Source organism: Mesorhizobium sp. M1142 (assembly GCF_040318565.1).
Taxonomy (GTDB): domain Bacteria; phylum Pseudomonadota; class Alphaproteobacteria; order Rhizobiales; family Rhizobiaceae; genus Mesorhizobium.
The window spans coordinates 274,057-298,238 of record NZ_JAMYMK010000003.1; the positions used below are offsets into that span (position 1 = coordinate 274,057).

Annotated in this window: 24 protein-coding genes and 1 pseudogene; 14 read left to right on the forward strand and 11 right to left on the reverse strand. The window is 63.3% G+C overall.

Annotated features, from left to right (window positions below; all coding sequences use genetic code 11):
- Positions 1-81: 81 nt before the first annotated feature.
- The gene (locus NKH42_RS07735; protein WP_292659198.1) at positions 82-255 is read left to right on the forward strand and encodes a hypothetical protein; all 174 of its coding nucleotides are present in this window, start codon (positions 82-84) and stop codon (positions 253-255) included.
- A 58-nt stretch (positions 256-313) separates the two neighbouring features.
- On the opposite strand, the gene NKH42_RS07740 is transcribed toward NKH42_RS07735, so the two are convergent.
- Positions 314-1,234 (reverse strand): diacylglycerol/lipid kinase family protein, encoded by a 921-nt coding sequence (locus NKH42_RS07740; RefSeq protein ID WP_352704336.1) that lies wholly within the window; start codon positions 1,232-1,234, stop codon positions 314-316.
- A 254-nt stretch (positions 1,235-1,488) separates the two neighbouring features.
- Between NKH42_RS07740 and NKH42_RS07745 the strand changes: the two genes are divergently transcribed.
- Positions 1,489-2,847 carry a PRC-barrel domain-containing protein gene (locus NKH42_RS07745; protein ID WP_352704338.1) on the forward strand — a complete coding sequence of 453 codons (1,359 nt, stop codon included), beginning with the start codon at positions 1,489-1,491 and terminating at the stop codon, positions 2,845-2,847.
- Between the two features lie 50 nt (positions 2,848-2,897).
- Here the strand turns inward: NKH42_RS07745 and NKH42_RS07750 are convergent, their stop codons facing one another.
- On the reverse strand, positions 2,898-4,475 hold the full coding sequence (locus NKH42_RS07750; protein WP_352974023.1) for an alkaline phosphatase family protein: 1,578 nt from the start codon (positions 4,473-4,475) through the stop codon (positions 2,898-2,900).
- A gap of 224 nt (positions 4,476-4,699) precedes the next feature.
- Between NKH42_RS07750 and NKH42_RS07755 the strand changes: the two genes are divergently transcribed.
- The 4 genes from NKH42_RS07755 to NKH42_RS07770 all read left to right on the forward strand — a co-directional run bounded on the left by NKH42_RS07755 (position 4,700) and on the right by NKH42_RS07770 (position 7,814).
- Positions 4,700-5,632, forward strand: coding sequence for a VOC family protein (locus NKH42_RS07755; protein WP_352751185.1), 933 nt, complete (start codon positions 4,700-4,702; stop codon positions 5,630-5,632).
- A 10-nt stretch (positions 5,633-5,642) separates the two neighbouring features.
- Positions 5,643-6,278: an alpha/beta hydrolase gene (locus NKH42_RS07760; RefSeq protein ID WP_352505036.1), complete on the forward strand. Its 636-nt coding sequence runs from the start codon at positions 5,643-5,645 to the stop codon at positions 6,276-6,278.
- Positions 6,271-6,570: a GNAT family N-acetyltransferase gene (locus NKH42_RS07765; protein WP_352687334.1), complete on the forward strand. Its 300-nt coding sequence runs from the start codon at positions 6,271-6,273 to the stop codon at positions 6,568-6,570. The genes NKH42_RS07760 and NKH42_RS07765 overlap by 8 nt, the downstream gene beginning before the upstream one ends.
- Before the next feature lie 185 nt (positions 6,571-6,755).
- Positions 6,756-7,814: a dipeptidase gene (locus NKH42_RS07770; RefSeq protein ID WP_352737986.1), complete on the forward strand. Its 1,059-nt coding sequence runs from the start codon at positions 6,756-6,758 to the stop codon at positions 7,812-7,814.
- Between the two features lie 42 nt (positions 7,815-7,856).
- On the opposite strand, the gene NKH42_RS07775 is transcribed toward NKH42_RS07770, so the two are convergent.
- On the reverse strand, positions 7,857-8,117 hold the full coding sequence (locus NKH42_RS07775) for a hypothetical protein (RefSeq protein WP_352737984.1): 261 nt from the start codon (positions 8,115-8,117) through the stop codon (positions 7,857-7,859).
- Between the two features lie 352 nt (positions 8,118-8,469).
- Here NKH42_RS07775 and betI point away from each other — a divergent pair, with 352 nt between their 5' ends.
- The 3 genes and pseudogenes from betI to NKH42_RS07790 form a co-directional block, all read left to right on the forward strand.
- Positions 8,470-9,165, forward strand: a complete 696-nt coding sequence (gene betI / locus NKH42_RS07780; protein WP_352737995.1) for a transcriptional regulator BetI — start codon at positions 8,470-8,472, stop codon at positions 9,163-9,165.
- Positions 9,166-9,242: 77 nt separating this feature from the next.
- Positions 9,243-10,544 carry a flavin monoamine oxidase family protein gene (locus NKH42_RS07785; protein WP_352737982.1) on the forward strand — a complete coding sequence of 434 codons (1,302 nt, stop codon included), beginning with the start codon at positions 9,243-9,245 and terminating at the stop codon, positions 10,542-10,544.
- A gap of 27 nt (positions 10,545-10,571) precedes the next feature.
- Positions 10,572-10,747: pseudogene (locus tag NKH42_RS07790) on the forward strand (aspartate aminotransferase family protein); the annotation flags it as partial.
- 73 nt (positions 10,748-10,820) lie between these two features.
- On the opposite strand, the gene NKH42_RS07795 reads toward NKH42_RS07790, so the two are convergent.
- From NKH42_RS07795 to NKH42_RS07805, 3 genes are all read right to left on the reverse strand, one after another.
- Positions 10,821-11,321 (reverse strand): DUF6496 domain-containing protein, encoded by a 501-nt coding sequence (locus tag NKH42_RS07795; protein ID WP_352704342.1) that lies wholly within the window; start codon positions 11,319-11,321, stop codon positions 10,821-10,823.
- Positions 11,322-11,443: 122 nt separating this feature from the next.
- Positions 11,444-12,121 (reverse strand): dienelactone hydrolase family protein, encoded by a 678-nt coding sequence (locus NKH42_RS07800; protein ID WP_352704344.1) that lies wholly within the window; start codon positions 12,119-12,121, stop codon positions 11,444-11,446.
- Positions 12,122-12,132: 11 nt separating this feature from the next.
- On the reverse strand, positions 12,133-12,867 hold the full coding sequence (locus NKH42_RS07805; protein ID WP_352751184.1) for a phosphoribosyltransferase: 735 nt from the start codon (positions 12,865-12,867) through the stop codon (positions 12,133-12,135).
- A gap of 240 nt (positions 12,868-13,107) precedes the next feature.
- On the opposite strand from NKH42_RS07805, the gene NKH42_RS07810 reads away from it, so the two are divergent.
- Positions 13,108-13,545, forward strand: coding sequence for a DUF2267 domain-containing protein (locus NKH42_RS07810; protein WP_352704348.1), 438 nt, complete (start codon positions 13,108-13,110; stop codon positions 13,543-13,545).
- 49 nt (positions 13,546-13,594) lie between these two features.
- Positions 13,595-14,065 (forward strand): YbhB/YbcL family Raf kinase inhibitor-like protein, encoded by a 471-nt coding sequence (locus NKH42_RS07815; RefSeq protein ID WP_352505044.1) that lies wholly within the window; start codon positions 13,595-13,597, stop codon positions 14,063-14,065.
- A gap of 24 nt (positions 14,066-14,089) precedes the next feature.
- Here the strand turns inward: NKH42_RS07815 and NKH42_RS07820 are convergent, their stop codons facing one another.
- Positions 14,090-15,565: an FAD-dependent oxidoreductase gene (locus tag NKH42_RS07820; protein WP_352704350.1), complete on the reverse strand. Its 1,476-nt coding sequence runs from the start codon at positions 15,563-15,565 to the stop codon at positions 14,090-14,092.
- A gap of 1 nt (position 15,566) precedes the next feature.
- Complete coding sequence (locus NKH42_RS07825) at positions 15,567-16,550, reverse strand: hypothetical protein (RefSeq protein ID WP_352751183.1); 984 nt, start codon at positions 16,548-16,550, stop codon at positions 15,567-15,569.
- A gap of 205 nt (positions 16,551-16,755) precedes the next feature.
- On the opposite strand from NKH42_RS07825, the gene NKH42_RS07830 reads away from it, so the two are divergent.
- The gene (locus NKH42_RS07830; RefSeq protein ID WP_352704354.1) at positions 16,756-17,691 is read left to right on the forward strand and encodes an alpha/beta fold hydrolase; all 936 of its coding nucleotides are present in this window, start codon (positions 16,756-16,758) and stop codon (positions 17,689-17,691) included.
- Positions 17,692-18,013: 322 nt separating this feature from the next.
- Here the strand turns inward: NKH42_RS07830 and NKH42_RS07835 are convergent, their stop codons facing one another.
- From NKH42_RS07835 to NKH42_RS07845, 3 genes are all read right to left on the reverse strand, one after another.
- Positions 18,014-18,595 carry a dienelactone hydrolase family protein gene (locus tag NKH42_RS07835; protein ID WP_352751182.1) on the reverse strand — a complete coding sequence of 194 codons (582 nt, stop codon included), beginning with the start codon at positions 18,593-18,595 and terminating at the stop codon, positions 18,014-18,016.
- Positions 18,596-19,053: 458 nt separating this feature from the next.
- A complete protein-coding gene (locus NKH42_RS07840; RefSeq protein ID WP_352687343.1) occupies positions 19,054-20,799 on the reverse strand; it encodes an adenylate/guanylate cyclase domain-containing protein in 1,746 nt (581 codons plus the stop codon).
- Between the two features lie 407 nt (positions 20,800-21,206).
- Positions 21,207-23,483, reverse strand: a complete 2,277-nt coding sequence (locus NKH42_RS07845; protein WP_352687345.1) for a hybrid sensor histidine kinase/response regulator — start codon at positions 23,481-23,483, stop codon at positions 21,207-21,209.
- Between the two features lie 51 nt (positions 23,484-23,534).
- Between NKH42_RS07845 and NKH42_RS07850 the strand changes: the two genes are divergently transcribed.
- Both NKH42_RS07850 and NKH42_RS07855 read left to right on the forward strand, forming a co-directional pair.
- On the forward strand, positions 23,535-23,711 hold the full coding sequence (locus NKH42_RS07850) for a hypothetical protein (RefSeq protein WP_352687347.1): 177 nt from the start codon (positions 23,535-23,537) through the stop codon (positions 23,709-23,711).
- Positions 23,695-24,087 carry a VOC family protein gene (locus NKH42_RS07855; RefSeq protein ID WP_352687349.1) on the forward strand — a complete coding sequence of 131 codons (393 nt, stop codon included), beginning with the start codon at positions 23,695-23,697 and terminating at the stop codon, positions 24,085-24,087. The genes NKH42_RS07850 and NKH42_RS07855 overlap by 17 nt, the downstream gene beginning before the upstream one ends.
- Positions 24,088-24,182 lie beyond the last annotated feature (95 nt).

A 24,182-nucleotide genomic window follows, 5' to 3' on the forward strand; every position in this document is an offset into this window, starting at 1 on the left:
CCGGAACTTTCGCTGCGGGGGACCGTTACCAGCCAACGCCCCGCCAGTTACGCCTGCCGGCGCCAAATATGGAGCCAGACAATGCCAAAAACCATTCCTGAAAACAAAGCCCGTCAAGGGCGGCGGGGTCGGCATGTCCTTCGTATCCTGATCGCCGCGCTGCTGCTGGCCTTTATCGCCTGGGGCGTCGCCGAAATCTACGGCTGGATGATCGAGACGCCGAAGACCGAACAGGGCAACACGCCCAGCGGCTAGGTTCTCCCCATCGCTCGTGCCAGCTCGCATCACGCAGCCCCACATCAGGCATCCCACGTCAGGCAACCTTTGCCTCGGCGGCGCGCGCCGGGACGAGAACATTCAACGCGCGCGGATGGATTTCGACGGTCGTCTCGCGATCGAGCTTTACCAGTTCGCCGTCCATGACGGCCTGAACTTTCCTGTTCGTCGAATGGATTTTCAAAACGGCGCGGTTTGCCTGATGGATTTCGACATGTTCGTTGCCGCGCCATTTCCCACGGGCGACGTCAAAGAGGAACCTGATCAATTCGCCGCGCCGCCGTGCTACGGTGACATAGATGCCCAGCACGCCGCCTGCCGGATCATCGGCATAGGGCAGGTGGCCCTCGCCAAACAGATTGTTGGTGATGCCGATACCGGTGATCCGGGTTTTGATCTCGGCCTCGCCGATCGTCAGCGTTACGTTCATCGCCGGCGGGTTGTTGATCGTTGCCCAAGCGGCTCGCACCGAGGCACGCATTTTCCCCAGCCGCGAGCCGAATTCCATCTTCTGGCGCAGTTGCACCATCCTGGCATGCATGCCGATCGAGAATTGATGCACGAAAGGCCGGCCGTTGGCTGTTGCAATGTCAATCGCCATCACCTCGCCGTCGGCAAACGATTTCAGCGCCGCATCGAGGGTCTGCGGAATGCCGAGGCCGCGCGCAAAAAGGTTCATTGTGCCAGCCGGCAGAATTGCCAGTGCCTTCTCCCCATTCATCAAACGGGCTGCCGCGGCCGAAATGGTGCCGTCGCCGCCGCCGGCCAGCACGGCGTCGATGCCGCGCCTGGAAGCTACGCCGTCCAGTGTGGCGACGATATCCTTGCCGGCAACGATTTCGATATCGATCGAGTGGCCGGCAGTCTCAAGCGTGCTGCGCATCCGACTGGCGAAGGCCTCAAGATCGATGGTGCGCAGGGTGCCGCCGTCCTTGTTCAGCACCGCTGCAAACCGCATGGCCGTTCCATTTTTTCCAGCACCTATCCGGCCGGGACGGGGTCCCAGCCGGGAGTGGAACGGCGCGGCCGAGAAAATGTTCCTTTCGACCAGCGCAGTGAATCCGAGAACCATTGACATCGTACCGGGTGCACCACGGCTTTTTTCGGAACAACAGTGTGGTCACAACGTTGTGAACATGCAGAAGACGCTGCGCCCGCAGTGACGCCAGGCGGGCAGGGCGTGCACGAAATCACCGACGAGGAGACACTAAGATGATCCGCACCCTTTTAACCACGACAGCAGTCGCAACATTGATTGCGACGGGTGCCTTTGCGCAGTCGGCGACGACCCCGGCGCCGGCGCAGCCACCCGCAGTAGAGAACCCCGCTCCAGCCGCTCCGGTGCAACGGGCCGAGGGCAGCCTTGCTACCAACATCATCGGCGAATCCGTCTATAACGGCACCGGCGCCGATGCCCAGAATATCGGCAACGTCAGCGACATCGTCTTCGACGAGCGCGGCAAGGTAAAATCCGTCGTCATCGGCGTCGGCGGATTCCTGGGCATCGGAACCAAGAATGTCGCCTTCGACTACGGCAAGATGCAATGGGCAGAAAAGAACGGCGACCGCTGGCTGATAGCTCAGACGACGAAGGATGAGTTGACGGCTCAGCCGGATTTCGACCGGAAGCCTTACGATCCGCCTCCGCCGCCAGCTTCGGCCGATAATGCGGCACCCGCCGCCCCTTCGGCTTCCACCAGCGCGCAAAATACAACGCCAGCGCCTGCCGCGCCGGCTGAGCCAGTGAAGCGCGCCGAAGGCAATCTCGCCACCAATATCATCGGCGAGACCGTCTATAACGGCACCGGCGACGACGCCCAAAACATCGGTGACGTAAACGACATCGTCATCAACAAGGAAGCCAAAGCGCAATCGCTGATCATCGGCGTCGGCGGCTTCCTCGGCATCGGCGAAAAGAACGTCGCCTATGATTTCGACAAGGCGCAGTGGGCCGAGAGGAACGGCGATCGCTGGCTGGTCGCGCAAACCACCAAGGAAGAGCTGCAGGCGCAGCCGGACTTCAACCGCAAGGCCTATGATCCGGCGCCGGCATCCACTGCTTCGAACGATGCCAATGCGCCTGCCACCGTCACGCCTACCGTGATGGCCAGCAACACCGCGTCGACCAACAACACTGCGACGACCAATAACGCTGACCAGGCCGGCAAGACGGCTCAAAACGCCCCAGCGCCCGCAACGGCCGACCAGACCAAAACCGGGTCGATCGACAAGTCGACGTTGACTGAAATGCCGATCGGCCAGATCCGGGCCGAGGATCTGGTTGGAACGACCGTTTACGGCGCCAACGATGTCAACGTCGGCGAGATCGGCGATATCGTGCTGGGCGCCGATAAAAAGGTCGATGCAGTCATTATCGATGTCGGCGGGTTCCTCGGTGTCGGCGAGAAGGAGGTGGCGGTCGGCATGGACAACCTGAAATTCATGACCGACAAGAACGGCAAGCGCTATCTCTACACGAACTTCACCAAGGAGCAGCTCGAAGCGCAGGCCCCCTATGACAAGGCCAGCTATGCGCAAAACCGCGACAAACAGCGCATGATCATGCGCTAAGCAGCACACAGGTCGATAGAAGCCCGCGCCGGCAACGGCGCGGGCTTTGTTTATGGCGAGGGAAAGCCGGCGACATGGCCGGCAACGCCATTGTCCATCAATTCGGCGAGCGCCAGAGATTGGTCGAGATGCTCGGCCCGCCAGGCAAGCAGCCTTTCGGCAAGTTCCAACCGCACCGGCAGATAGGCTGGGTCGTCAGCGACGTTGGCCAGCTCGCCGGCATCTTTTTCCAGGTCGAAGAGCAAGGGCGGCAGGCCGCCCCCGAAATTCACATATTTGAACTTTTGGGTGCGGATGACAGCGAGATTGCACTGACGCGGACCGATACCGAAATAGCGTTCTGCATCACCATCGGCGATCGAGCGGAAATCGAACTCCCAATGCGCCGCATCGCGCCAATCGTCCGGCTCCGTTGCGTCCAGGAAAGGCGCCAGCGAGCGGCCGTCGAGCCGCGGCAGCACTTCGCCGCCGGTGAGCTCGAGCCCAGTGAGCTCGAGCAAGGTCGGTGCCAAATCGACCGCCTCGGTGAAGCGGTCGACACTGCTGCCGGCAGCCTTGCGGCGGCGCGGATCGCGAATGATCAGCGGAATATGGAAGCTGCCGTCGAAGAAGCCGCCCTTGCCCAGCATGAAATGATCGCCCATCATCTCGGCGTGGTCTGAGGTCAGCACGATGACGGTGTCGTCCCATGCATCGGCCGCCTTGACCGCTTGCCAGACACGGCCAAGCTGCGCGTCGACCTCCGAGATCATGCCGTAATAGAGCGCCCGGATGCGGCGAAAACTATCGTCGCTCCAGTCGCGCACCTTACCTTCCGAGCCGGGGCGGAATTTCGACCGTTCCTGCCGGTCTAATTCATAGGCGAGATAGGGGTGGCTTGCTGCTTCGGCCTGCCAGCTTTCAGCGCGGTCAAAAGCTGGGCCGACGGCCGGATCGTACATGGTGTTGTAAGGCGCCGGCACGATGAAGGGCGGATGGGGGCTGATGAAGGAAAGGTGCGCGAACCACGGCGCATCGTGCTCCTGCTCGCCGAGCCAGCGGATGAATTCGCCAGCCAGGAAGGCCGACGGCGTCTCGTCCTTCGAATAGATTGGCGGGGCGTTGCTGATCTCGCCGTCGTTTTCCAGGATTTCGCCCGCCGGGCGGTGGATGTCGGGGGAGCCGGCGCCGGCATCGACGCCGCGCGCCTTGAGCCATGACAGCCAGGGCCTCTGATGCTCGGGCAGAAGCTGGCGCACGGTAAAGCCCGGCAGCACGCCTTCATAACTCTTCAGCTGCGGATCGCCAGGCGCCAGCGTGCGCGGGTCGCGCGCGGTGTCGGTATAACCGAACAGCGTCGGATCGTAGCCGAGGGCGCGCGCCCAGAGCGCTATGTTGCCGTGGCGGGCGTCGAGCGGTGTGCCGTTGCGGCAGACACGATTGTTCATCTGGTAAAGGCCGGTGTAGAGGCAGGCGCGCGCCGGCGAGCAAGGTGCGGCGGCGCCATAGTGCTTCCGGAACAAAACGCCCTCGGCAGCCAGCGCGTCGGCATTCGGCGTCCTTACCACCTTGTGCCCAGCAGCTGACAGACAGCCGCCGCGCCATTGGTCGCAGGTGATCAGGAGAATGTTGGGGCGTTTTCCACTCAACCGCTGTATCCTCATGCTGGCTACATGCGTCGCTCATGGAGCGCAATTTCGGCGAGTATGCAAGCCGGTCCAGTTTGCCAAATGGTGAACAAAACCTGCTTCATCGTTCACTTTAACAGCACAGTCCATTCTGTGTTTGCCGCCTTTGCGGCCAGGAGGCGGATGCTCATATTCGGGTGGACAGCGGCAAGGGCCGCACCGACACAAGGAAAGGAGCAACAGACATGCTCGACCAGGTCAAGGGCCTGCATCACGTCACCTCGATGGCCAGCGATGCGCGCCAGAACAATGAATTCTTCACCGGGACGCTCGGCCTGCGGCGGGTCAAGAAAACCGTCAATTTCGACGCACCCGACGTCTACCACCTCTATTACGGCGACGAGGTCGGCACGCCCGGCTCGGTGATGACCTACTTCCCGTTCCCGAAAATCGGCAAAGGCCGCCATGGAGTCGGCGAAGTCGGCACCACCGCTTATTCGGTGCCCGAGGGCACGCTCGGCTATTGGGAGAAACGGTTAGCCGAGCAAGGTGTCACCGGGCTGTCACGCGAGGAGACGTTCGGCGAGAAGCGTCTTGCGTTTGCCGGTCCCGACGGCGACGGGTTTGCGCTGGTCGAGGACAGAGCGGACAGCCGTGCGCCATGGGCCAAGGGTGGCATCCCCACCGACGAGGCGATCCGCGGCTTCCACTCGGTGTCGCTCAGGCTGAAAGATGGCGGCGCCACCGAAGAGCTGCTGAAATTCATGGGTTATGAGGAGGTCGACAAATCCGGCAACGTCAGGCGGCTGGCGGTGAAGAACGGCAACGGCGCCGATGTGGTCGATATCGAATCGCTGCCAGGGGCCGGCTTCGCCAATCTCGGCGCCGGCTCGGTCCACCATGTCGCTTTCGCCGTCGAGAACCGCGCCAAGCAGCTCGAAGTGCGCAAGGCGCTGCTCGATACAGGTTATCAGGTGACGCCAGTGATCGACCGCGATTATTTCTGGGCGATCTACTTCCGCACACCGGGCGGCGTGCTGTTCGAAGTCGCCACCAACGAGCCGGGCTTCGACCGCGACGAGGATACCGCCCATCTCGGCGAGGCGCTGAAACTGCCGTCGCAACACCAGCATTTGCGGCCCTATCTCGAGCAGCATCTGCAGAAACTGGAAGACTGAGGGCAAGGTTATGAGCAAGGATTCGTATATTCACAAGGTGCTGCCCGGTTCGCCGGGCGGACCGTTGCTCTTCGTCTTCCATGGCACTGGCGGCGACGAGGATCAGCTTCTGTCGCTTGGGCGCGATCTTGCGCCGCAAGCAACGATCGTTGCCCCGCGGGGCGATGTCTCGGAACAAGGCGCCGCACGCTTTTTTCGTCGTACCGGCGAGGGCGTTTACGACATGGGCGACCTCACGCGAGCGACGGACAAGATGGCCGGCTTCGTCAAGGCGCATGTCGAGGCGGCAAAGCCATCGTCGGTGCTAGGCCTGGGTTATTCCAACGGCGCCAACATCCTGGCCTCGGTGCTGTTTGCCGAGCCGTCGCTGTTCGACGCAACGGTGCTGATGCATCCGCTGATCCCGTTCGAGCCGGAGGTCAAGGGCAGCCTTGGCGGCAGCCGCATCCTGGTCACCGCCGGCAGGCGAGACCCGATCTGTCCGCCTAATTTGACGGCGCGGCTCGAAGCCTATTTGCGCGCCGATGGCGCCGATGTCACAGTCGAGTGGCATGACGGCGGCCATGAGGTGCGGCCGGGCGAGATCGAGGCGGCGCGGCAGCTGTTCGCCGTGGCGTCGGATGAAAGGACCGCAAGCCATGTCTGACCTATTGCCGGAAATTGAACTGGAGGACCGCGGCTCGAAGGGCCGCTACTTCCTGCGTGGGCCGGACGGCGCCGAGGCGGAGATGACCTTCACCAAGATCGGCGAGCACCAGATCATCATCGACCATACAGAAGTGCCGGATGCATTTCGCGGGCAGGGCGCGGGACTTCGCCTGGTCACCCGTGCCGTCGAGGATGCGCGTGCGGCGGGCAAGACGATCATCCCGCTTTGCCCGTTCGCCAATGCTCAGTTCCGCCGCCATCCGGAATGGGCGGACGTGCTGAAGCGGTAAGAGACAGCCCCTCGATGAATGACAGGAGAAAGGGTGCGCGGCTTTACCGCGTGCCCCTTCGACCATTGGCGGCGTACAAACACAAGGCAAACATGCGGGATTTGCGCAGAGCGCCCGTCTTGCCTAAGTATTGGCAACAACCGGCTCGCCTTCTGCGGACCGACCACTTCAACCGAATGGCCCCCATGACCGAATCCGATCTCGTTCCCGTCTTCGACGGCCACAACGACACGCTGCTCAGGCTCTACCAGTCGAAGGATGCGGACGTCGAAAAGCTGTTCGTCGAGGGGACGCCGGGTGGCCATATCGACCTGCCGCGCGCGAAGAAAGGCGGATTTGCCGGCGGCATGTTCGCGATCTTCCCGCCGCCTGCCGAGAAATCCAAACGCGGTACGGTGCCGCTGGCGCCGAGCGACAGCGAGCCCTTGCCGCCCGAGGTTCCGCGCGCCGATGCGCTCAACTCTACCGTAGCGATGGCCTCGATCCTGTTCAGGCTGGAGCGGGCTTCGGCGCTTACCGTCTGCCGCAGCGCCGGCGATGTGAGGAAGGCGATGGCGCAAGGCTCGATTGCGGCGGTGTTTCATATCGAAGGGGTCGAGGCGATCGACCCTGAGCTCACCCTGCTCGACGTTCTCCACGCAGCCGGCCTGCGCTCGCTCGGCATCGTCTGGAGCCGTCCCAACGCCTTCGGCCACGGCGTGCCGTTCCGCTTCCCCTCGTCGCCCGACACAGGGCCGGGGCTGACCGATGCCGGCAAGGCGCTGGTGAAAGCCTGCAACCAGCTGAAGATCATGATCGATCTTTCGCATCTCAACGAAAAAGGTTTCCGCGACGTCGTCGAGATCAGTGACGCACCGCTGGTCGCGACCCATTCAAACGTGCACGCGATCTGCGGCCATTCGCGCAACCTCACCGAATGGCAGCTCGGCGCGATCCGCGAGTCCGGCGGCATGGTCGGGCTGAATTTCGCCACCGGGTTCCTGCGTGAGGACGGCAGGATGAACGCCGACACCAGCCTCGACATCATGGTGCGCCATGTCGATTCGCTGCTGCAGGCGCTGGGCGAAGACGGCGTCGGCCTGGGCTCGGATTTCGACGGCGCCATGATCCCGGCCGTGATAGGCGACGTTGCCGGCCTGCCAAGATTGCTCGACGCTTTCGCGGCGCGCGGCTTCGGGCGCGCGCTGATCGAGAAGATCGCCTATCGCAACTGGCTCGGCATCTTGGAAAAGACCATCGGCTAAGCGGGTGATGCCGGCTTGTCCGGAACACAGTTTGGAGGCGGACTATTCGAACCTCATGCGTTTAAGCCAGTCCTGGCCAATGCCGCGGTCGCGGATGATCGGCAGCGGATCGGTCGAATCCAGCCTCGCACAAATGCGGTAGACCTCCAGCGTTTCAGCGCTCATCTCGCCGCGCTTGTAGAAGAACATGGCCGCGGCATAGCGGGTGCGGCCCGACCATTTTTCGCCGAGCGGCGTGTTGACCAGCTGCCACTGTTCGGCGGCTTCGGCGTCGATTTCGTGACTGTCGATGTCGTCGGCCATATTCAGAAATCCGCAGGCGATTGGCAGTGCGGCGGCCGAGCTTGATGACCAGCCGCGGCACCAGTTTGGCACGCTTCAGCAGCTTTTGATATTGCAGCTCGCGCCTGGCGTAGATCTCGACTCAAGATCCGCTGCAGGCGGACTCGGCGGCGCTGATCTGGTCCGCGTGCCGGGATCGCTGCCTTTCGCCGATGGCGCCTTCGACGTCGTTTTCTATAAGGGTGCAGTCTCGACGAGAACATTCGAATATGGGCAGCCATGCAGAAGGTGCTTGACAGTGCCAAACACCGTCCCACTGATCTTCGCGGCCGAAGCCGGTCGGCTAGCCGGCGATGCTGGAGACCGTTACCCGATGAAGACAACAGAGGCGCGCGAAGCCCTCCTCGAACCGGCGCGAAAAAGCGATTCCGATAAGCGCGGCCGCAAAGCGTCGAAGCAGACAAGGCAGGTTCAACTGATCGAAGCGACTATCGATTCATTGGCCAAGCGCGGCTATTCGGAAACGACTATGGCCGACGTCGCCGACGGCGCCGGCCTGTCGCGCGGCATCGTCAATTTCCATTTCGAGAGCAAGGAGAAGCTGCTCGTCGCCACTTTGCGGTACATGCATGACGAGTATTCGGCGCATTGGCGCAGCGCCTTGCAAAGTGCCGGCGATGATCCCGCCCGCCAGCTGCAGGCATTGGTGGCGGCCGATTTCGACCGCTCGATCTGCAACAAGCGGAAGCTGGCTGCCTGGTGTGCCTTCTGGGGCGAGGCCAAATCGCGACCGAAATATCAGGCGCTGAGCAGCGCACGCGATGCCGTCTACCAGAACATCTTCATCGATCTTTGCGCGGCGCTCAAGCAGAGCGGCTTCTATGCCTATGAGCCGCAAGTCATGGCGCTGGCGCTCAGCGCCATGCTGGATGGTCTGTGGCTGCATTTGATGATGGGCACCGAGGACGCCACACGCGAGACGGCGCTGCAGGCCGCGAACGAGTTCCTGTCTGCGGCATTCCCCAAGCACTATCCGAACTCCGCAGCCCGCGGTGCCAGGCCGGCGTGAACCATCAAAAAGAGGGTGGGACCAGCAATGAAGACAATGATCCGGCCCCTGACATTCGAGAAGATCAAGGCCGGCTAATGAAGTTCAAGATCGAACGAGCCGATGTGGCGATCGTCGGCGCCGGCTTCACCGGCCTGTCGGCCGCGCATGAATTGGACCACGCCGGCATCGATGTCGTGCTGCTCGAGGCCCGCGACCGTGTCGGCGGCCGCGCCGAAGCCGTGCAGAACGGGCTCGGCGAGCGGATCGACAGCGGCGGACAGTTCCTGTGCGAAGACATGCCGGAATTAATGGCGTTGGTGCGAGCGCGCGGCAAGACATTGGTCGAGACCCATGTCGCAGGCGAATTCGTCACGCAGCCGCGAATGAGCGAGGCGCAAGCCGTGCGCACTTACGGCACCGCGATGCGAATGCGCGAGCGGATGAACGCGATCGCACCGACAGACCCGACCATTGCCGGCTTGACGGTCGCGGCATGGCTCGATCGCCAGGCCGATCCCGACGATGCGAAGGCCGCCTTTCGGTCGATGATCGAGGGCCTGTGGTGCCTGGCAATGGAAAGGCTGCCGCTGTGGTACTTGATCGACAATGATCGCCGCATCACCAACGAGGTGTCGGAGCTGCAGTATTTCGTGGGCGAAACCATGCATTCGCTGGCGGATGATCTTGCGCGGGATCTCGGCGATCGACTGCGGCTGAGTACAGCTGTCGAGGCCATTGAGCACGGCCCGGGAGGGGTTCGCGTCGTTTCGCCTGCCGGCGCGATCGAGGCACGAGCGGTACTGGTCGCCGTACCGCCGATGATGGCCTCGAGAGTGGATTTCGTGCCGCCGCTGCCGGCTGTGCTGAAGAGGGCCCTCAGCGTCTGGCAAAGCGGCGCGGTGATCAAGATGCTGGTGCGCTACCCCAAGGCTTTCTGGCGCGACAGGGGCTTGAGCGGCATGGTGATGTGGCGCGACCCGCACGGGCTTTTTGCCTGCGATGCCAGCAGGGACGAGGATCATGCAGCACTTGTCGTCTTCATCGGCGGGCCGCTGGCGCAGCGCTGGCGGGATATGGACGACGCGGCGTTACGCGCAAAGGTGACGTCAAAGCTGGAAGAGGCGCTCGGTATCGAGGCGGCCGGCATTATCGATCTCAGTTATCGCGACTGGACCGGGGATCGCTGGAGCGGCGGCGGTTACAGCGATCTGATCGTCGATGCGACGGCAACTGATGCCGAACGCATTATCCGTGCGGGCGCTCCGCTGGTCCATTTTGCCTCGTCGGAGCTGTCGCCGTCATTTCCGGGCTATGTCGAGGGCGCCATCGTCGCCGGCCGCATTGCTGCCCGAAAAATTATTCAGTCGGCCATCGACAGCAGAGCCTCGGGGCCATAAGCGAGGCGGATCAAGCTGCGGAGCGGGATCGACACGCATTGCCGCGAGCTCGGCCTGCTGGTCAGGCCGCTGATCAATATGTGCGTCATGTCCCGGCGCTGATCATCACGCGCGAGCAGATCGACGACATGGTGTCGATCCTGCGCCAAGGTATTTCGCGCACGATGGACGATCTGCGCCGGGAAGGGGTGTGGCGGGGATAAGCGTTTATGACTGGCGATCTCGCCGGTCGTTTGGGCCATATCGGGTTTCCAGGAGGCGAACTGCCGTCCTGAACTATGCGTGCTGTGCCCGCGTTCTGGCGGCCTTCTGCGCCGCCGCCTTCCTTCCGCTGGCGCCTTTCGTCTCGGCGGCCTTCTTCGCGGCGGCCGAGCGCTCCTCAGCCGTCCGGCGCGAGGCCGCACGCTTGGCCTGCTGCGAGAGCGCCTCGTGCGACGCCGCGCTCTTCGGCTCGTGCTCGAGCACCTTGGAAACGGCCTTCGAGACCCGCGGGCGGCGTTTCGGCGTGCGTTCGCCCTGGCCGGCCTCATAGGCGTATTCGGCGCTCTTGCGCGTGCTCTCCTTCACCTTGGCCTTTTTGGGCGGGGGCAGGTCTACGCCTGCGCGCCTCGCCTCGGAAAGCCCGATGGCGATAGCCTGCTGGGTCGACCGCGCGCCGTGCTCGCCGCGGCGGATTTTATCGATCTCCTCGTGCACGAACTCGCCGGCCTGAGTGCTCGGCGATTTGCCCTCGCGCTTGTCCTTTCGGGCCTTCTCGATGGTTTTCTTGTCCGGCATTGTCTTTCTCCCACATACGGGTTGCGACAGCCTTTCGGGTTGCCGCTGCGCGCGGTCTTATGAGGATCATAACGCGTTGAGGACGCAAATGATCCCGGGACTGGTGATCCAAGCCCCGGCTGTCAGGACGTCGACGCCGATCCGTCCGAAATCAGATGGCGCAAGAACCATTGAGTAGCGAGATCCGCGACTTCGTCCAGGGCGCCGGGCTCCTCGAACAGATGTGTCGCGCCAGGGACGATGGCGAGCTCCTTCTCGCCGCGGAGCGCCACCAGCGCCGAGCGGTTGAGTGCGATCACTTGCGTGTCCGCGCCTCCGACGACGAGCAAGGTCGGCGCCCGGACGCGCGGCAGGGCGAGCGCTGCGAGATCGGGCCGGCCACCACGCGAAACCACGGCCGCGGCCTGGTCGGGCCGCTCGGCCGCCGCCACGAGGGCGGCACCGGCGCCCGTGCTCGCGCCGAAATAGCCAAGACGCAACCCCGACGTGTCCGGCGAGGCGCCGAGCCAATCCGTGACGCCAACCAGCCGATCGACGAGCAGTCCGATATTGAAGCGCAACTCGGCCGTGACCTGGTCGATCCGCTCCTCTTCGGCCGTCAACAGGTCGACGAGGAAGGTGGCGAGGTTCGCCTCGTTCAGCCTTGCGGCCACGTAGCGGTTGCGCGGGCTGTGGCGGCTGCTGCCGCTGCCATGGGCGAAGAGCACGAGGCCAGGAGCATCCGGGGGCAACGAAAGATTGCCCTCGAGCGTGACAGGCCCCGCGGGAACATGAACGACGTGCTCGCTATGCCGGTCCATATCCACCTCCGCTATGGCGATCTGGTGCCGCGCGCCGGACCCGCGCCCGCGTGCCCAGCCAACTCCTCTTCGGAAGCGGCAGGCTTGTCGGAAGCTGCAGGCTTGGGCACGGACCTGGCGAGCAGCGCGCGGACCTCTTCATCGCTCGTCTGCGAGAAATCCACGTACCAGCGCCCGACACCGAGCAACGGCTCTGGTGTCGTCGCGCAAACGACCTCGTCGGCGTCCGCCCGCATCGCGTCGCAAGTGTCGGGGCTACCGACGGGAACGGCCGCGACGATACGGGCGGCGTGGTTTTTTCGCAGCGCCTTGATTCCGGCCCGCATGGTCGATCCGGTCGCAAGCCCGTCATCCACGAGGATAATGGTCCGTCCATTCAACTGCGGTGGGGGTCGCCCGGCCCTATAGAGGTGCTCGCGGCGCAGAAGCTCTTTTTCCTCCTTTGCAGCGACCGCGTCGATGACATATGGCGGGATCGCGAGACCGCTGACGATTTCGTCGTTCAGGACACGTACGCCGGAGGGCGCGATCGCCCCCATGGCCAGTTCCTCGTGGCCGGGGACGCCGAGCTTGCGCACGACGAAGACGTCGAGCGGTGCCTTGAGTGCCTGCGCGACCTCGTAGCCGACCGGCACGCCGCCTCGGGGCAGCGCCAATACGATCACGTCGTCGCGGCCGGCAAAGCGAACGAGCTCCCCGGCGAGTTGCCGCCCGGCCTCGCGGCGATCTGAAAATATGACGGCCATGACCTTCAATCCGCGTGCATCTGTTTTCCCGGTGGATGTGCTTTCACCAACCTGCGGCTACATCCCGTGGGATGGCTGATCGGCGACAGCAAATAAAACTCGTCCGCCCATGAGGATGTTCCGCACGCCGGCCGGGAAAGGCGGTCCGAAAAACCCCGGAATGCGCATCGGGGAACAACCGGCAGGTAGGACTGTTTGGTCACATCCGCCGTAATCGGATTTGAACGGAAGGAGGATTCGATGAACGCCACTGGACTCGACGTATTCGACAAGACACTGCAGACCACGAACATCTGGCTCGACGAGATCATGGACGAGATTGGACCGGATCGGCAGGTCGCCTGGCACGTTCTCGGAGCGGTGCTACACGCCCTGCGCGACCGTATGCAGCCGGATCTTGCAGCCCACCTCGGCTCGCAGCTGCCGATTCTGGTGCGTGGCGCCTTCTATGACCAATTTCAACCTTCCAAGGCTCCCGAGAAGGTGCGGTCGCTCGACGAGTTTCTGGCCAAGATCAAGGCGGAGCTTGAATTCACCCGTCCGGTCGATTCCAAGGATGCATTCAGGGCCGTGTCCAAGGTGCTTGCCCATCATGTCGGAGAAGGACAGATGCACAAGGTGTGGGAATCCCTGCCAGGAGAGATCAGACGCGTCGCCGAAGCTCAGCAAGCGGCGTGAACGGCGCCGGCGCGGGTTTCTTGGTCGCAATCTTCTTGGGGAAACAGCAATGCCACTCACCCTTATCAGCCCGGCGTTCCCGGCAGGCGGAAAAATTCCCGAAAGGTATACGCGTGACGGCCAGAACGTCTCGCCGCCACTGAAGTGGTCCGGCGTTCCGGATGGTGCCAAGAGCCTTGTTCTTGTCGTGTTGGATCCCGATGCGCCAAGCGGGACTTTCGGGCATTGGGCGGTATTCAACATCCCGCCCGATGCCGGCGAACTCGCCGAGGCAGCAGACGGCAAGCCCGGTCCGTCGGCACTCAGGCAGGGCACCAACGATTTCGGCAATGCCTATTACGATGGCCCGCAGCCGCCCGTAGGGCATGGCGTCCATCATTACCATTTCCGGCTGGCCGCGCTTGATGTGCCGAGCCTCAGCGTACCGGGACAGGCGGGCGTGCATCAGGTCTGGAAGCAAGCCCAGAAACACGCATTGGAGGAGACGGAGTTGGTCGGAACCTACGAACGGCCGGCGTGACGCGGGCGACGTCGGTCGCCGCCTTCACAACGTAATCTGGGCAAGCGGTTTTCGGGCAGGGCCGTGGATGACCGAACCATCGGCCGCGAAGATCGAGCCGTGGCAGGGACAATCCCAGGTGTGGTCCGCAGTGTTCCAGGTTACGGTGCAGCCCTTATGGGTGCAAGTCGCCGAAACCGCCTGTAGTGCGCCTTCGGTGTCTCTCCACGCCGCAATCTTTTCCTCTCCCCTGACGATCACGCCCCCCATACCACGCGCAATGTCGTGGGTGCTCGAGACGATCGATTGACTGCGGCCGTTCTTGTGGAAGTCCTCAGGATAGGGCCGGGCCGGATCGTAGAGTTTTTGCCATGGGCTCGGGCGGCCGCAGATCAGGTCGGCGATCATCGCGCCCACGGCCGTCCCGTTGGTGATGCCCCAGGCGTTGAAGCCGGTGGCAATGTAGAAGCCGGCTGCCTTGGTGGGATCGGGCTCGCCGGCATATGGAATTCTGTCTGCCGTATCATAATCCTCATTGCACCAGCGCCACGCGACGTCGCCGACCGAAAGGTTCTTTCTTGCCCATTTTTCCAGTTCGACAAACCGTTTGGCCACGTCGCCGTCCCAGCCGGTGTTGAACTTGGGGCCGAGCGTGACCAGCAGCGGCCCTTCGGCATCATGGCCCGTGCGGATGGAATGCGTCGGGTCGTCGATGCCGATGAACATGCCGTCGACAGTAAAGGGATCGTCGATCCGAAAGGCCATGGCGGTGTGGCAGCGCGGCTGCGTCCGGTTCGCCATGCCGATGGGGCTCTTCACCGTCATGTTGGTGGCGACGACGACATGCCCGGCATCAACGGCGCCGCCATCGGTGACGATGCGCCAGCGGCTTGCCTCGTCGATCGAGGTGGCGCGGCTGTTTTCGAAGATCCGACCGCCACGGGCCGTCACCGCTTCCGCCAGGCCAACCAGATACATCGCCGGATTGAACTGCGCCTGGTCAGAAAACCGTAGCGCGGCGGCCGTTTCGAAAGGCAGCGGCGCGTGGTCGAGGATCTCGGCCTCCAGCCCGACCTGGCGCGCGGCCTCCGCCTCGGCCGCGACCTCCGCGCGCCGGCTTTCATCGCAGGTGTAGGTGTAGGCGTCCTTGCTCTCGAGATCGCAGGCGATGGCGTACTCGCGAACCCAATCGCGGATCTGTCGGGCGCCGGCGGAATTCGCATCGGCGTAGACCTGCGCCAACTCCCGGCCGACAGTGTCGATGAGATGACGATAGATCAGTGCATGCTGCGTGGTGATCTTGGCCGTCGAGCGGCCGGTCACCTGTCCGCCCGTGCGCAGGCCTTCAACGACGACCACCGACCGGCCTGCCTCGCAAAGGCGAAGCGCCGTCGTCAGCCCGACAATTCCAGCACCCACGACAACGGCGTCCGCACGGATCGAACCTTCGAGCTGGGGATAGTTCGTGGATCTGGCTGCCGCTACCCAACAGCTTCCCGGTTTTCCCAAGAGAATGGCCATTTCAACCGCGCTCCTTGCGTCTTCCATCGACAACCGCGCCGGCAGGGGAACGTTCCCGAGCTTGGTTGCTTCTTTCAGTCATTGTCCCGCCACCCCGGGTCAGAAAAGCACCGGGAAGGCGCGAGGTGCAGGCCATCACCCAGGTGATCGCCTCGCGGTCGTATTCGTCGCCGGAGCGCCAGTCCTCGAAGAAGGCATTCAGCCTATCGACACGCCCCGGCCAGATGCCGGCGGCTTGCAGGCCGAGCGATACGCCGTAATTGGTGAAGGCGAACTTGGTATCGCGCAGCCATGGCGCGCGGCTGAAATAACCGGGCGGGTCGACCCACATCGTTTCCAGGGTTCGCAGCGAACGCCTCGTCTGGGCCTCGGCCCACGGCTCGTCGGGAAAGAAATGGGCGAGCCACAGCATCATGCCGAGGCCGAGGTCCTGGTCGACGTCGAGTGTGCGCCAATCGCGCTCCATCAGGTCACGCATCTGCGCGATCTCGGGCGCCAGTTCCTCTTCGTCGAGCATGCGATAAGAGACGTAGCCGTCATAGGCATCCATGCTGCCGAGGCCGTAGCCGGGGTAAGGACCGCTCAAATCCTCCTGCATCTTCCAGATCACGCCGCGGCCGGGGACCACAAACGCCGGGTGAATGTCCCGCGCCAGCGCAATGCCGCGTTCGCGGTATTCCGCCTTCAGATCGCCGAGACGCGCCAGGGCAAACAGCCACATCGCCAGATAGTGGAAATACTGGCCGTCGCGATCGGCCGCTTCGCCGATCCTCAATCCGCGCCGGCGGCCGAGCACACGCTCGACATCCACCACCAGCCGCTCGGCCTCGTCCAGCCAGCGCTCTTCGCCAAGTTCCGTATAAAGCGAGACGTAGAGCACGACCCCGAATGCATCGGTCCACAGATATCGCAAGCCGTTGGGCCAGATGCCTTCGGCGCGCATCCAGTCGAGTTTTTGCAGGACATAATCGACGTCACGCAGCATTGCGCCAAGCCCCGTATCCACGGCAGACTTTGCCGATGTTCGGCTCCATGCGATTGCGAGCATGCGGAATATCTGCCTCAGGTTGATCTGGCCTGATATCGCCAAACGATCTGATCGGCGGCGGGGTTCCTTGGTCGCTTCCACCGGCCGCGACCGGGAACCCTCGACCTGATCATGAGTTTCGGGTCCAGGCGCTCACAACGGGATGCGGGAGGTTACCAGTCATTTTCGGAGCCTTTCAATCGAGGAGGCAAAGTTGCGACACCGCCAAATCAGAGTTGACGGAATTACTGTCTTCTTTCGCGAGGAAGGGCCGGCCGACGCTCCCGTGCTTCTGCTGCCGCACGGCTATCCCTGTTCCTCCTATCAGTTTCGAAGGCTGATGCCCGGACTGGCTGATCGCTGGCATACGTTCGCCCCGGACTTTCCTGGCTTCGGCTATAGCGCTACGCCCGACATGGCTGCATTCGGCTACGATTTCGAGACCTATGCCGGGTTTTTGGCGGCTTTCGCGGACACGCTCGGCCTGTCCCACTATGCGCTCTGGCTGCACGATTACGGCTCGCAGATCGGATTGCGCCACGCCATCGCCTATCCGGAGCGCATTGCCGCGCTTATCATCCAGAACGGCGACATCTACGAAGACGTGCTCGGCCCGAAATACGCAGCCATCAAGGCGTATTGGAACGACAAGACGCCCGACAAGCATCGCCCGCTGGAAGAAGCGGTGAGCGAGGAGGGCTTCCGGCACGAGTTCATCGGTGAGGTTGGCGAGGCCGTGGCCGAGCGCGTGCCACCGGATCTGTGGAAACTCCATTGGCCTCTGATGGACACGCCGCCCCGTCGGCGGCTCGCGGTCGGCCTGATGGAGAAGCTGGAGGCGAACCTCAACTGGTTCCCGAAATACCAGGCTTATCTGCGCGAACGGCAACCACCGACACTGATCGTCTGGGGTCCTGAGGATGGCTATATGCCGGCCGCATCGGCCCGCGCCTACAAGCGCGACTTGCCGCAAGCAGAGCTCCATCTCCTCGATGGCGCCGGCCACTGGCTATTGGAAACCCATTTCGATGAGGCGCTTGCGTTGGTGCGCGACTTCCTCGCGCGTTCACAGCCGAGCACCGATGCAACCGTCTGGTAACCTGTTGAAAACGTGGTGATCCCGACAGGGATTGAACCTGTGACCTACAGATTAGGAATTTGTACCTTCATCAGCATATTACGCTGCCTGTAGCTGACATTCACGGCAACCAGCACCGAGACCCCAAAGTAGCCACTTGTTCGAGGAAATGCCTTGGCAGATCTTGAGGAGATGCCGGCCCGCCGTGGGAGGTGCCGTGCGCCGGGGCCGGCGTCCGGAAGCCCTCCAGGGAACGAACGCGCGGGTGGTGATCGCGAATTCGACCCTATGGAGATTTGACGAGAACTGCCAATACTCCTCAATAAGGCTCTCGCCGACATGGTCAGACACGGTCCAGGAACTCGAGCACCCGGCGCGTGAGCAGTGCGCTGGCAGCAGCGTCGTACGACGGGAGCGAGCTGTCGGCGAAGTAGTGCTGGTCGCCGGGATAGAGGAACAGCTCCGCGTCCTCGACCTTCTCCACGATCTCGCGAGCGGCGTCGATGTCGCCCTCGCCGATGAATATCGGGTCGTTATCCATACCGTGGATCTGGACCGGGACGCCGTCCGGCCAGGGTCCGAACGCCCACTCGCCGCTAATCGGCAGACAGGAGTGGAAGAGCAGGGTTCCGCAGGCACCGGGTCGTGTCTGTGTGAGCTTCTGCGCCGGCAGTACCCCGAACGAGAATCCGGCGTAAACGAGCTCGGGCGTCAGTTCGCCGGCGACGCCGACGCCGCGCTCCCGCATGTCGTCGAACCCGATCTCACCGATGTAGGCGAGACCCTCGTCAATACTCTGGAATGTGCGTCCGTCGAACAGGTCCGGCGTATGCACGGTGTGCCCGGCTGCCCGCAGGTCGTCAGCGAACGCGCGCACGCCGCGAGTCAACCCTTGTGCGTGGTGGAACAGCAGGACCTCGGCCATGGGAGCCTCCAGGTGGGACGTGGATTGCGAATCGCTTCGCAGAACTGCAAGCGATTTCGCTGTGCATCGAAGAACTTCCAAATACTTCCAAATGATGATCCAAATGATGACAAGCCTCGGCGCATCGTCTTTTCCCGGCGTGACGACGCGAGGGCCGATCTACACCAACAGATAGGCGGCGACGAAAATGCTTCCGGCGTTACCTGCGTCCGCCAGACGGACGCACCGCGGCGGTAGTCTTGGTTCGAATTTCCGCCAAGGTCAATTTTGGGGTCACCACGAAACGCCATCCTACGAAAGTGCCACGAGAGCTCGCCGGCTGTTCACAGCTGCTCTACACGCTCGGTCCTCGACAAGCCGGCCAGAGAACTATCCTTCCTGAAGCGACGCGGGATCAAGGGGCGCGTCGCCTGGCCGGACGTGACGCGCAGGAGCGGGCATCTTTGCAACCGCGACGATCACTCCGGCACGCCGGCAATACCCAACGCTTCGACGTAGTGCTCGGCGAACACCTTGTCCCGCCACGGGTTGATCTGCTTCTGCAGGCCGAGCGTGTAGGTCGGGAACGCCTCCATCAGCCGCCGCGCCGCCGCCTGCGCTTCGTCCAGCCGGTTGAGTTTGACCAGCGCCATGATCACCACCCGGTGCGAGGAGCCGTAATTCGGCATCTCGCGCAGCGCTCGTTCTCCCCAAGCCAGCGCTTCCTCGTAGCGTTCGAGCATCAGGTAGCTCATCCCGATGCCGGAGAGCGCGATGCCCTTCTCGGGGTCGACCGGGCTCAGCCGCATTGCCCTGTGGAAGTGCTCGATCGCGACGAGGGGGTGGCCGGAATGGGCGTTCACCCAGCCGCTGCCCGTATGGCCCTGCGCCGAATTGGGGTTGAGGAGCAGGGACCGTTCGATCGTGTCCAGCGCCGTCTCGTAATCCTTGGCGCTGTAGGCGATCACCTGCGCGGCGAAACGCAAGCTTGTCGGGTCGTCTCGCGCGTCCGCCAGCACCTCGCGGGCCATGCGCACGGCGACGCGGATATCGTCGGGCTCGTGCCAGCACTGACTCACCGACAGGCTGCGGATATAGGCACCGAGTGCCTTCGCCAGGGTGAAGTCTGGGTCGATGCTGAGCGCCTCGTTGGTGAGCCGGCGCACGTCGGCGAAGCCTTCGCGCGTCATGCTGTAGAAGCGCGGCAGCGCACGAAGGTAGAGGTCGTAGGCACCGATGTAGTCGGTCGGCTTCATGCGCGCCTGCTTGATCTCCTGCAGCCGGATGCTCGGTTCGACAGCGCCGACGACGCTCTCGGTAACCTTGTCCTGCAGGTCGAAGATGTCGCTCACGTCGCCCTCGAAGCGGTCGGCCCAGACATGGTGTCCGCTGATCGCGTCCACCAACTGCCCACTGATGCGCACCCGCGATCCTGCTCTGCGGATGCTGCCTTCGAGTACGTAGCGGACGCCCAGCTCGCGCCCGACCTGGCGCAGGTCCACCGCCCGGCCCTTGTAGGTGAACGACGAGTTGCGGGCGATCACGAAGAAGGAGTTCACCCGGCTCAATCCCGTGATGATGTCCTCCACCAGCCCGTCGGCGAAGTATTCCTGGTCGGGATCGCCGCTCATGTTGGTAAAAGGCAGAACCGCGATCGAGGGTTTCGCGGGCAGCGGAGGCGATGCAGCCACCGAGGCGCCGGCGTCGGTCTCGACGCGGTAGGCGCGCACAGGCCGCTCGATGTTCTTGAGGCGCAGGTTGCCGAGCGGCGTGAAGCTGCAGTCGAGCTTGCCCTGAAGGTGGTCGTAGGCGGTGCCTGAGACGACCACGGTGCCGGGGTCGGCGATGCCGTCGAGGCGGGCTGCGATATTGACCCCGTCGCCGTAGAGGTCGCCGTCCTCCTCGCAGACCACGTCGCCGAGATTGACGCCGATGCGAAAGCGAATCCGCTCTTCCTCGGGCATCTCCGCCTCGTGTTCTGCCAGGGCCTGCTGGATCGCCATCGCCGAGGCCACCGCGTTGACGACGCTCGCGAATTCACACAGCATGCCGTCGCCGGTGAGCTTGACGATCCGACCCTGGTGCTCAGAGACCAGCGGTTCGAGCAGGTCCTTGCGGTAGACCTTCAGCCGCTCGAGCGTGCCGCGCTCGTCGCGCTCCGTCAGGCGCGAATAGCCGACCACGTCGCAAACCATGATCGCTGCGAGGTGGCGCTGCGTGGTCATTGCACCGCTCGACCAAGCGCCTGCGCGCGGGCCGCCCCGCGTCCATGTCCTGGCACCTTCCAGACGCCCCATGTGCATGGTATCCGTCTCTCCCAGTCGCCGCCGGTCGCCGATACAGAACGGAAAACGCAGCTCGACTTTGCCTTCACGAGATTTCGCTATCCCGCTTGCGAGGCGTGGAGCGATCCAGTCGCCGCGCTAACAGCCAACCGGCGATACGCCCACGCAGCCTCTGGGACGCTGACACGCCACTCCTCCCAGAAGGCCGGAGATATTTACTGCCCTTGGTAACCGATTGACGCCACCGTGGCGGTGTTTTTGTCACCGCGATGTAACAGCGAGATGCCTACGAACGCGCATCGGGCATCACACCAGACGTTCGCGCTTAGAGGTGCTGAGGTCGTTGGCTAGCGCGGAACGTCTGCCAACGAGCTTAGTGCCCGGCGGATAGAGTCGCGCGAAAATGGCTTCTCGACAACTGGTCGACCGGCCCGTTCAAGGAAGCGCGCCGCAGCGCCGCCGAGCGTGTCGCCGGTAACGAAAACGAATCGCTCCGCTATGCCCGGGGTTGCCTGACAGGCCCAGTCGAACAAGGCGGGGCCGTCGATGTTCGGCATCCGCAGATCGCAAAAGATCACATCGAAAACAGCACTCATCAGCGCTGCCTTGGCGCCGGCACCGTCCTCGACGATCCTGACGGCAAAACCTTCAGCCTCTAGTAGTTCTGCCACCGTTTCTCCAACCTCCCGTTCGTCATCGACCACAAGGGCGGTACAGCCGATGTCCGCGACCGAGTGAGCCGCAACACCTTCGACTGAATCTGACGAAGTGCAGGCCTCCACCGGCAACAGCAACCGGAAATGCGCGCCGTCCGCACGGTCAAGCAGGGTCAGCCGCCCATTGTGCGACTGCACCACGCCGAGCGAGAAAGCGAGCCCGATCCCGGTGCCCGCGCCCTGAGCCTTGGTGGTAAAAAACGGATCGAAAATGCGGTTCCGGATCTCGGCGGGCACACCGGGGCCATTGTCGGCGATCACGATCTGGAGGTCATTGCCTTCAAGCGACGTTTCGATCTCGATCCGCCGCGGTGCCGGTATCTCCTGCAGGGCGTGTTGCGCGTTGACGATCAGGTTGTAGAACACCTGATGCATCTGGTCAGGGTCGACTTCCAAAGGCGGCAGGCCCTCGGCGAGCCGGCATTGCACCTCGATGCCTGCCGTGCGCAAACCGTAGCCGGCGATGTCAAGAACTGCGCGGATCAGATCGTTGACGTCGGTACTGCGGCGCTCCGGCTGGCGTTGTCGCGCCATTGCCAGGAAAGTCTTCACGATGCGCGCGCAGCGCTCGGCGGCGAGTCTGATCTTGCCGGCCCGCTGTGCATGGGCGGTTCCGGCTAGAAATTCTTCCAGCAACTGGGCCTGCGCGACGACGACCGCCAAGGGGTTGTTGAGTTCGTGCGAAACGCCGGCAAGCAGCGAACCAAGTGCGTTGAGCCGCTCACTCTGCGCCAATGCCTCGCGCGACCGCGCCAGTTCGGCTTCAGCCGCCTTGGTTGCGGTGAGATCAAGAATGCTGCCGACGATCACCGGTCGGTCGTCCATCTCGATGTGGCGCCAACTCAGCGACACGGGAAACACGGAGCCGTCCAGCCGCCGAAGTTGAGCCTCCACGCCGTCGGCGCGCGGCTGCTGACGTGACAGGGCCCTGATGCGCCGATAGTCTTCCCGTGTGGCGAACCAGCGGTGCTGGCGGAAGCGGTCCTCGTCACGCGGGCCTATACCCATGATCTCGCGGAAGGCGGGATTTGCGGTAATCAGGTGCCTCGTTCGCGAGTCTATGAACACGACCGGAACCGGATGGTGGTGAGTGAGGTCTCGGAAGCGCCGCTCGCTTTGCTGCAGGCGCTCGGCCGCGCGCTTCTGCTCGGTGATGTCGATATCGAAGCCGCCGATGCGCGCCTGTTGCTGATCGGCCCACAGCACGGGAAAGCGAACGACAAGGCTCCAGGCATAATCGACCGCGTTGCTTAGAAATTCCTCGATTGCAATCGCCTGTCCCGATTCCAGCACGCGGCGATCGTTTTCCGCGATCATCGCGGCCTCCTGCGGCCCGAAAATGTCGGCCGCGCTTAGTCCGATCGCGCTCTCGGCTGGCCGGCCGAAGACCTTTCCCATTTCCGGATTGGCGACCAGATAGCGTCCGTCGGTATCCTTCAGGTACATGCCTACGGGAGCATGCTTCATGAATGCCGCCAAGCGGGCTTCGCTGGCTCGCAGAGCTGCGTCGGCAGCGTGGCGCTGCGACAGGTCGCGCAAGCTCGCCGTGAAGAAACGACGTTTGCCGCTCCGGGCTTCGGTGATCGTGAGTTCCACCGGAAACTCGGTGCCGTTCGCTCGCATGGCAGTCTGCTCTGTGCGACGCCCGAGCAACCGCGGGGCGCCACCCGCAAGATAGGCGGCAAGCCCGTTTGCGTGCGCCTTGCGCAGATGCGGCGGGACGATGAGCTCCGAGATCTGTCTGCCGACCGCTTCAGCGCGCGAATAGCCGAAGGTCGCCTCGGCCGCCGCGTTGAATTCCACAACCAATCCGGCTTCGTCCGTGACGATCACGCAGTCGAGCGATGAGCGAACCACCGAAGCGAGGATCGCCTGTTGGAATGCGTTTCCGTCATCGTCTTCTTGCAAGGGCGGGCTCCGTGACGACCGGTCGGTACGCTGGCCGTCGGGCCGGCAAGGATGACGATTATCGTGAGTTCCGGCAAGATGCCTGAATCCGACCGCAGTACGGTGCGGGGTGGGGAAACGCTTGCACCAGCAGGACAGGAGCGCCATTTGCTGACCCTCATGGCGCGTTTCGAAACCTGCCGTTCGCGCTATGACCTGATGCGACCCTTCTTTGCTCCGAGCGCCTGACCGCGATGCCGCGATCTCGTGGTACACCGAAAAGCTGGATTTCAGCGTCGTGGATACCGTACCGTCTGGCGACGATATGACCTTCGTCTTTCTTTCGCCGGCAGTGGATGACGGCTTCCGCCTTGAACTTCTGGCAGGCCCCGGCGCTGCCGAGCGCCCCGTATACGCGGATCTTGGCGCCAGCCTCGGCCTGTCGGGGTGGCATCACCTTTGCCTTCGCCTGGACGACGTCGACAAGGCCGTTGCCGAGTTGAAGCGCCGTAGCGTGAAAATCGTGCATGAGCCATTCGATGTTCCGGCGATCAGCAGCCGCATCGCGTTCTTCTCCGATCCTTGGGGCAACATCTTCGAACTGATGCAGCCAGTCACCGCCTGATTATCGGCCAAGGAGTTAGCGTCAAAGGCGTCCTTTTCCTGCGCCATGTCTTACACAGTGGGTAGGCGCCCACACAGCCCAGCTCAGACACACGG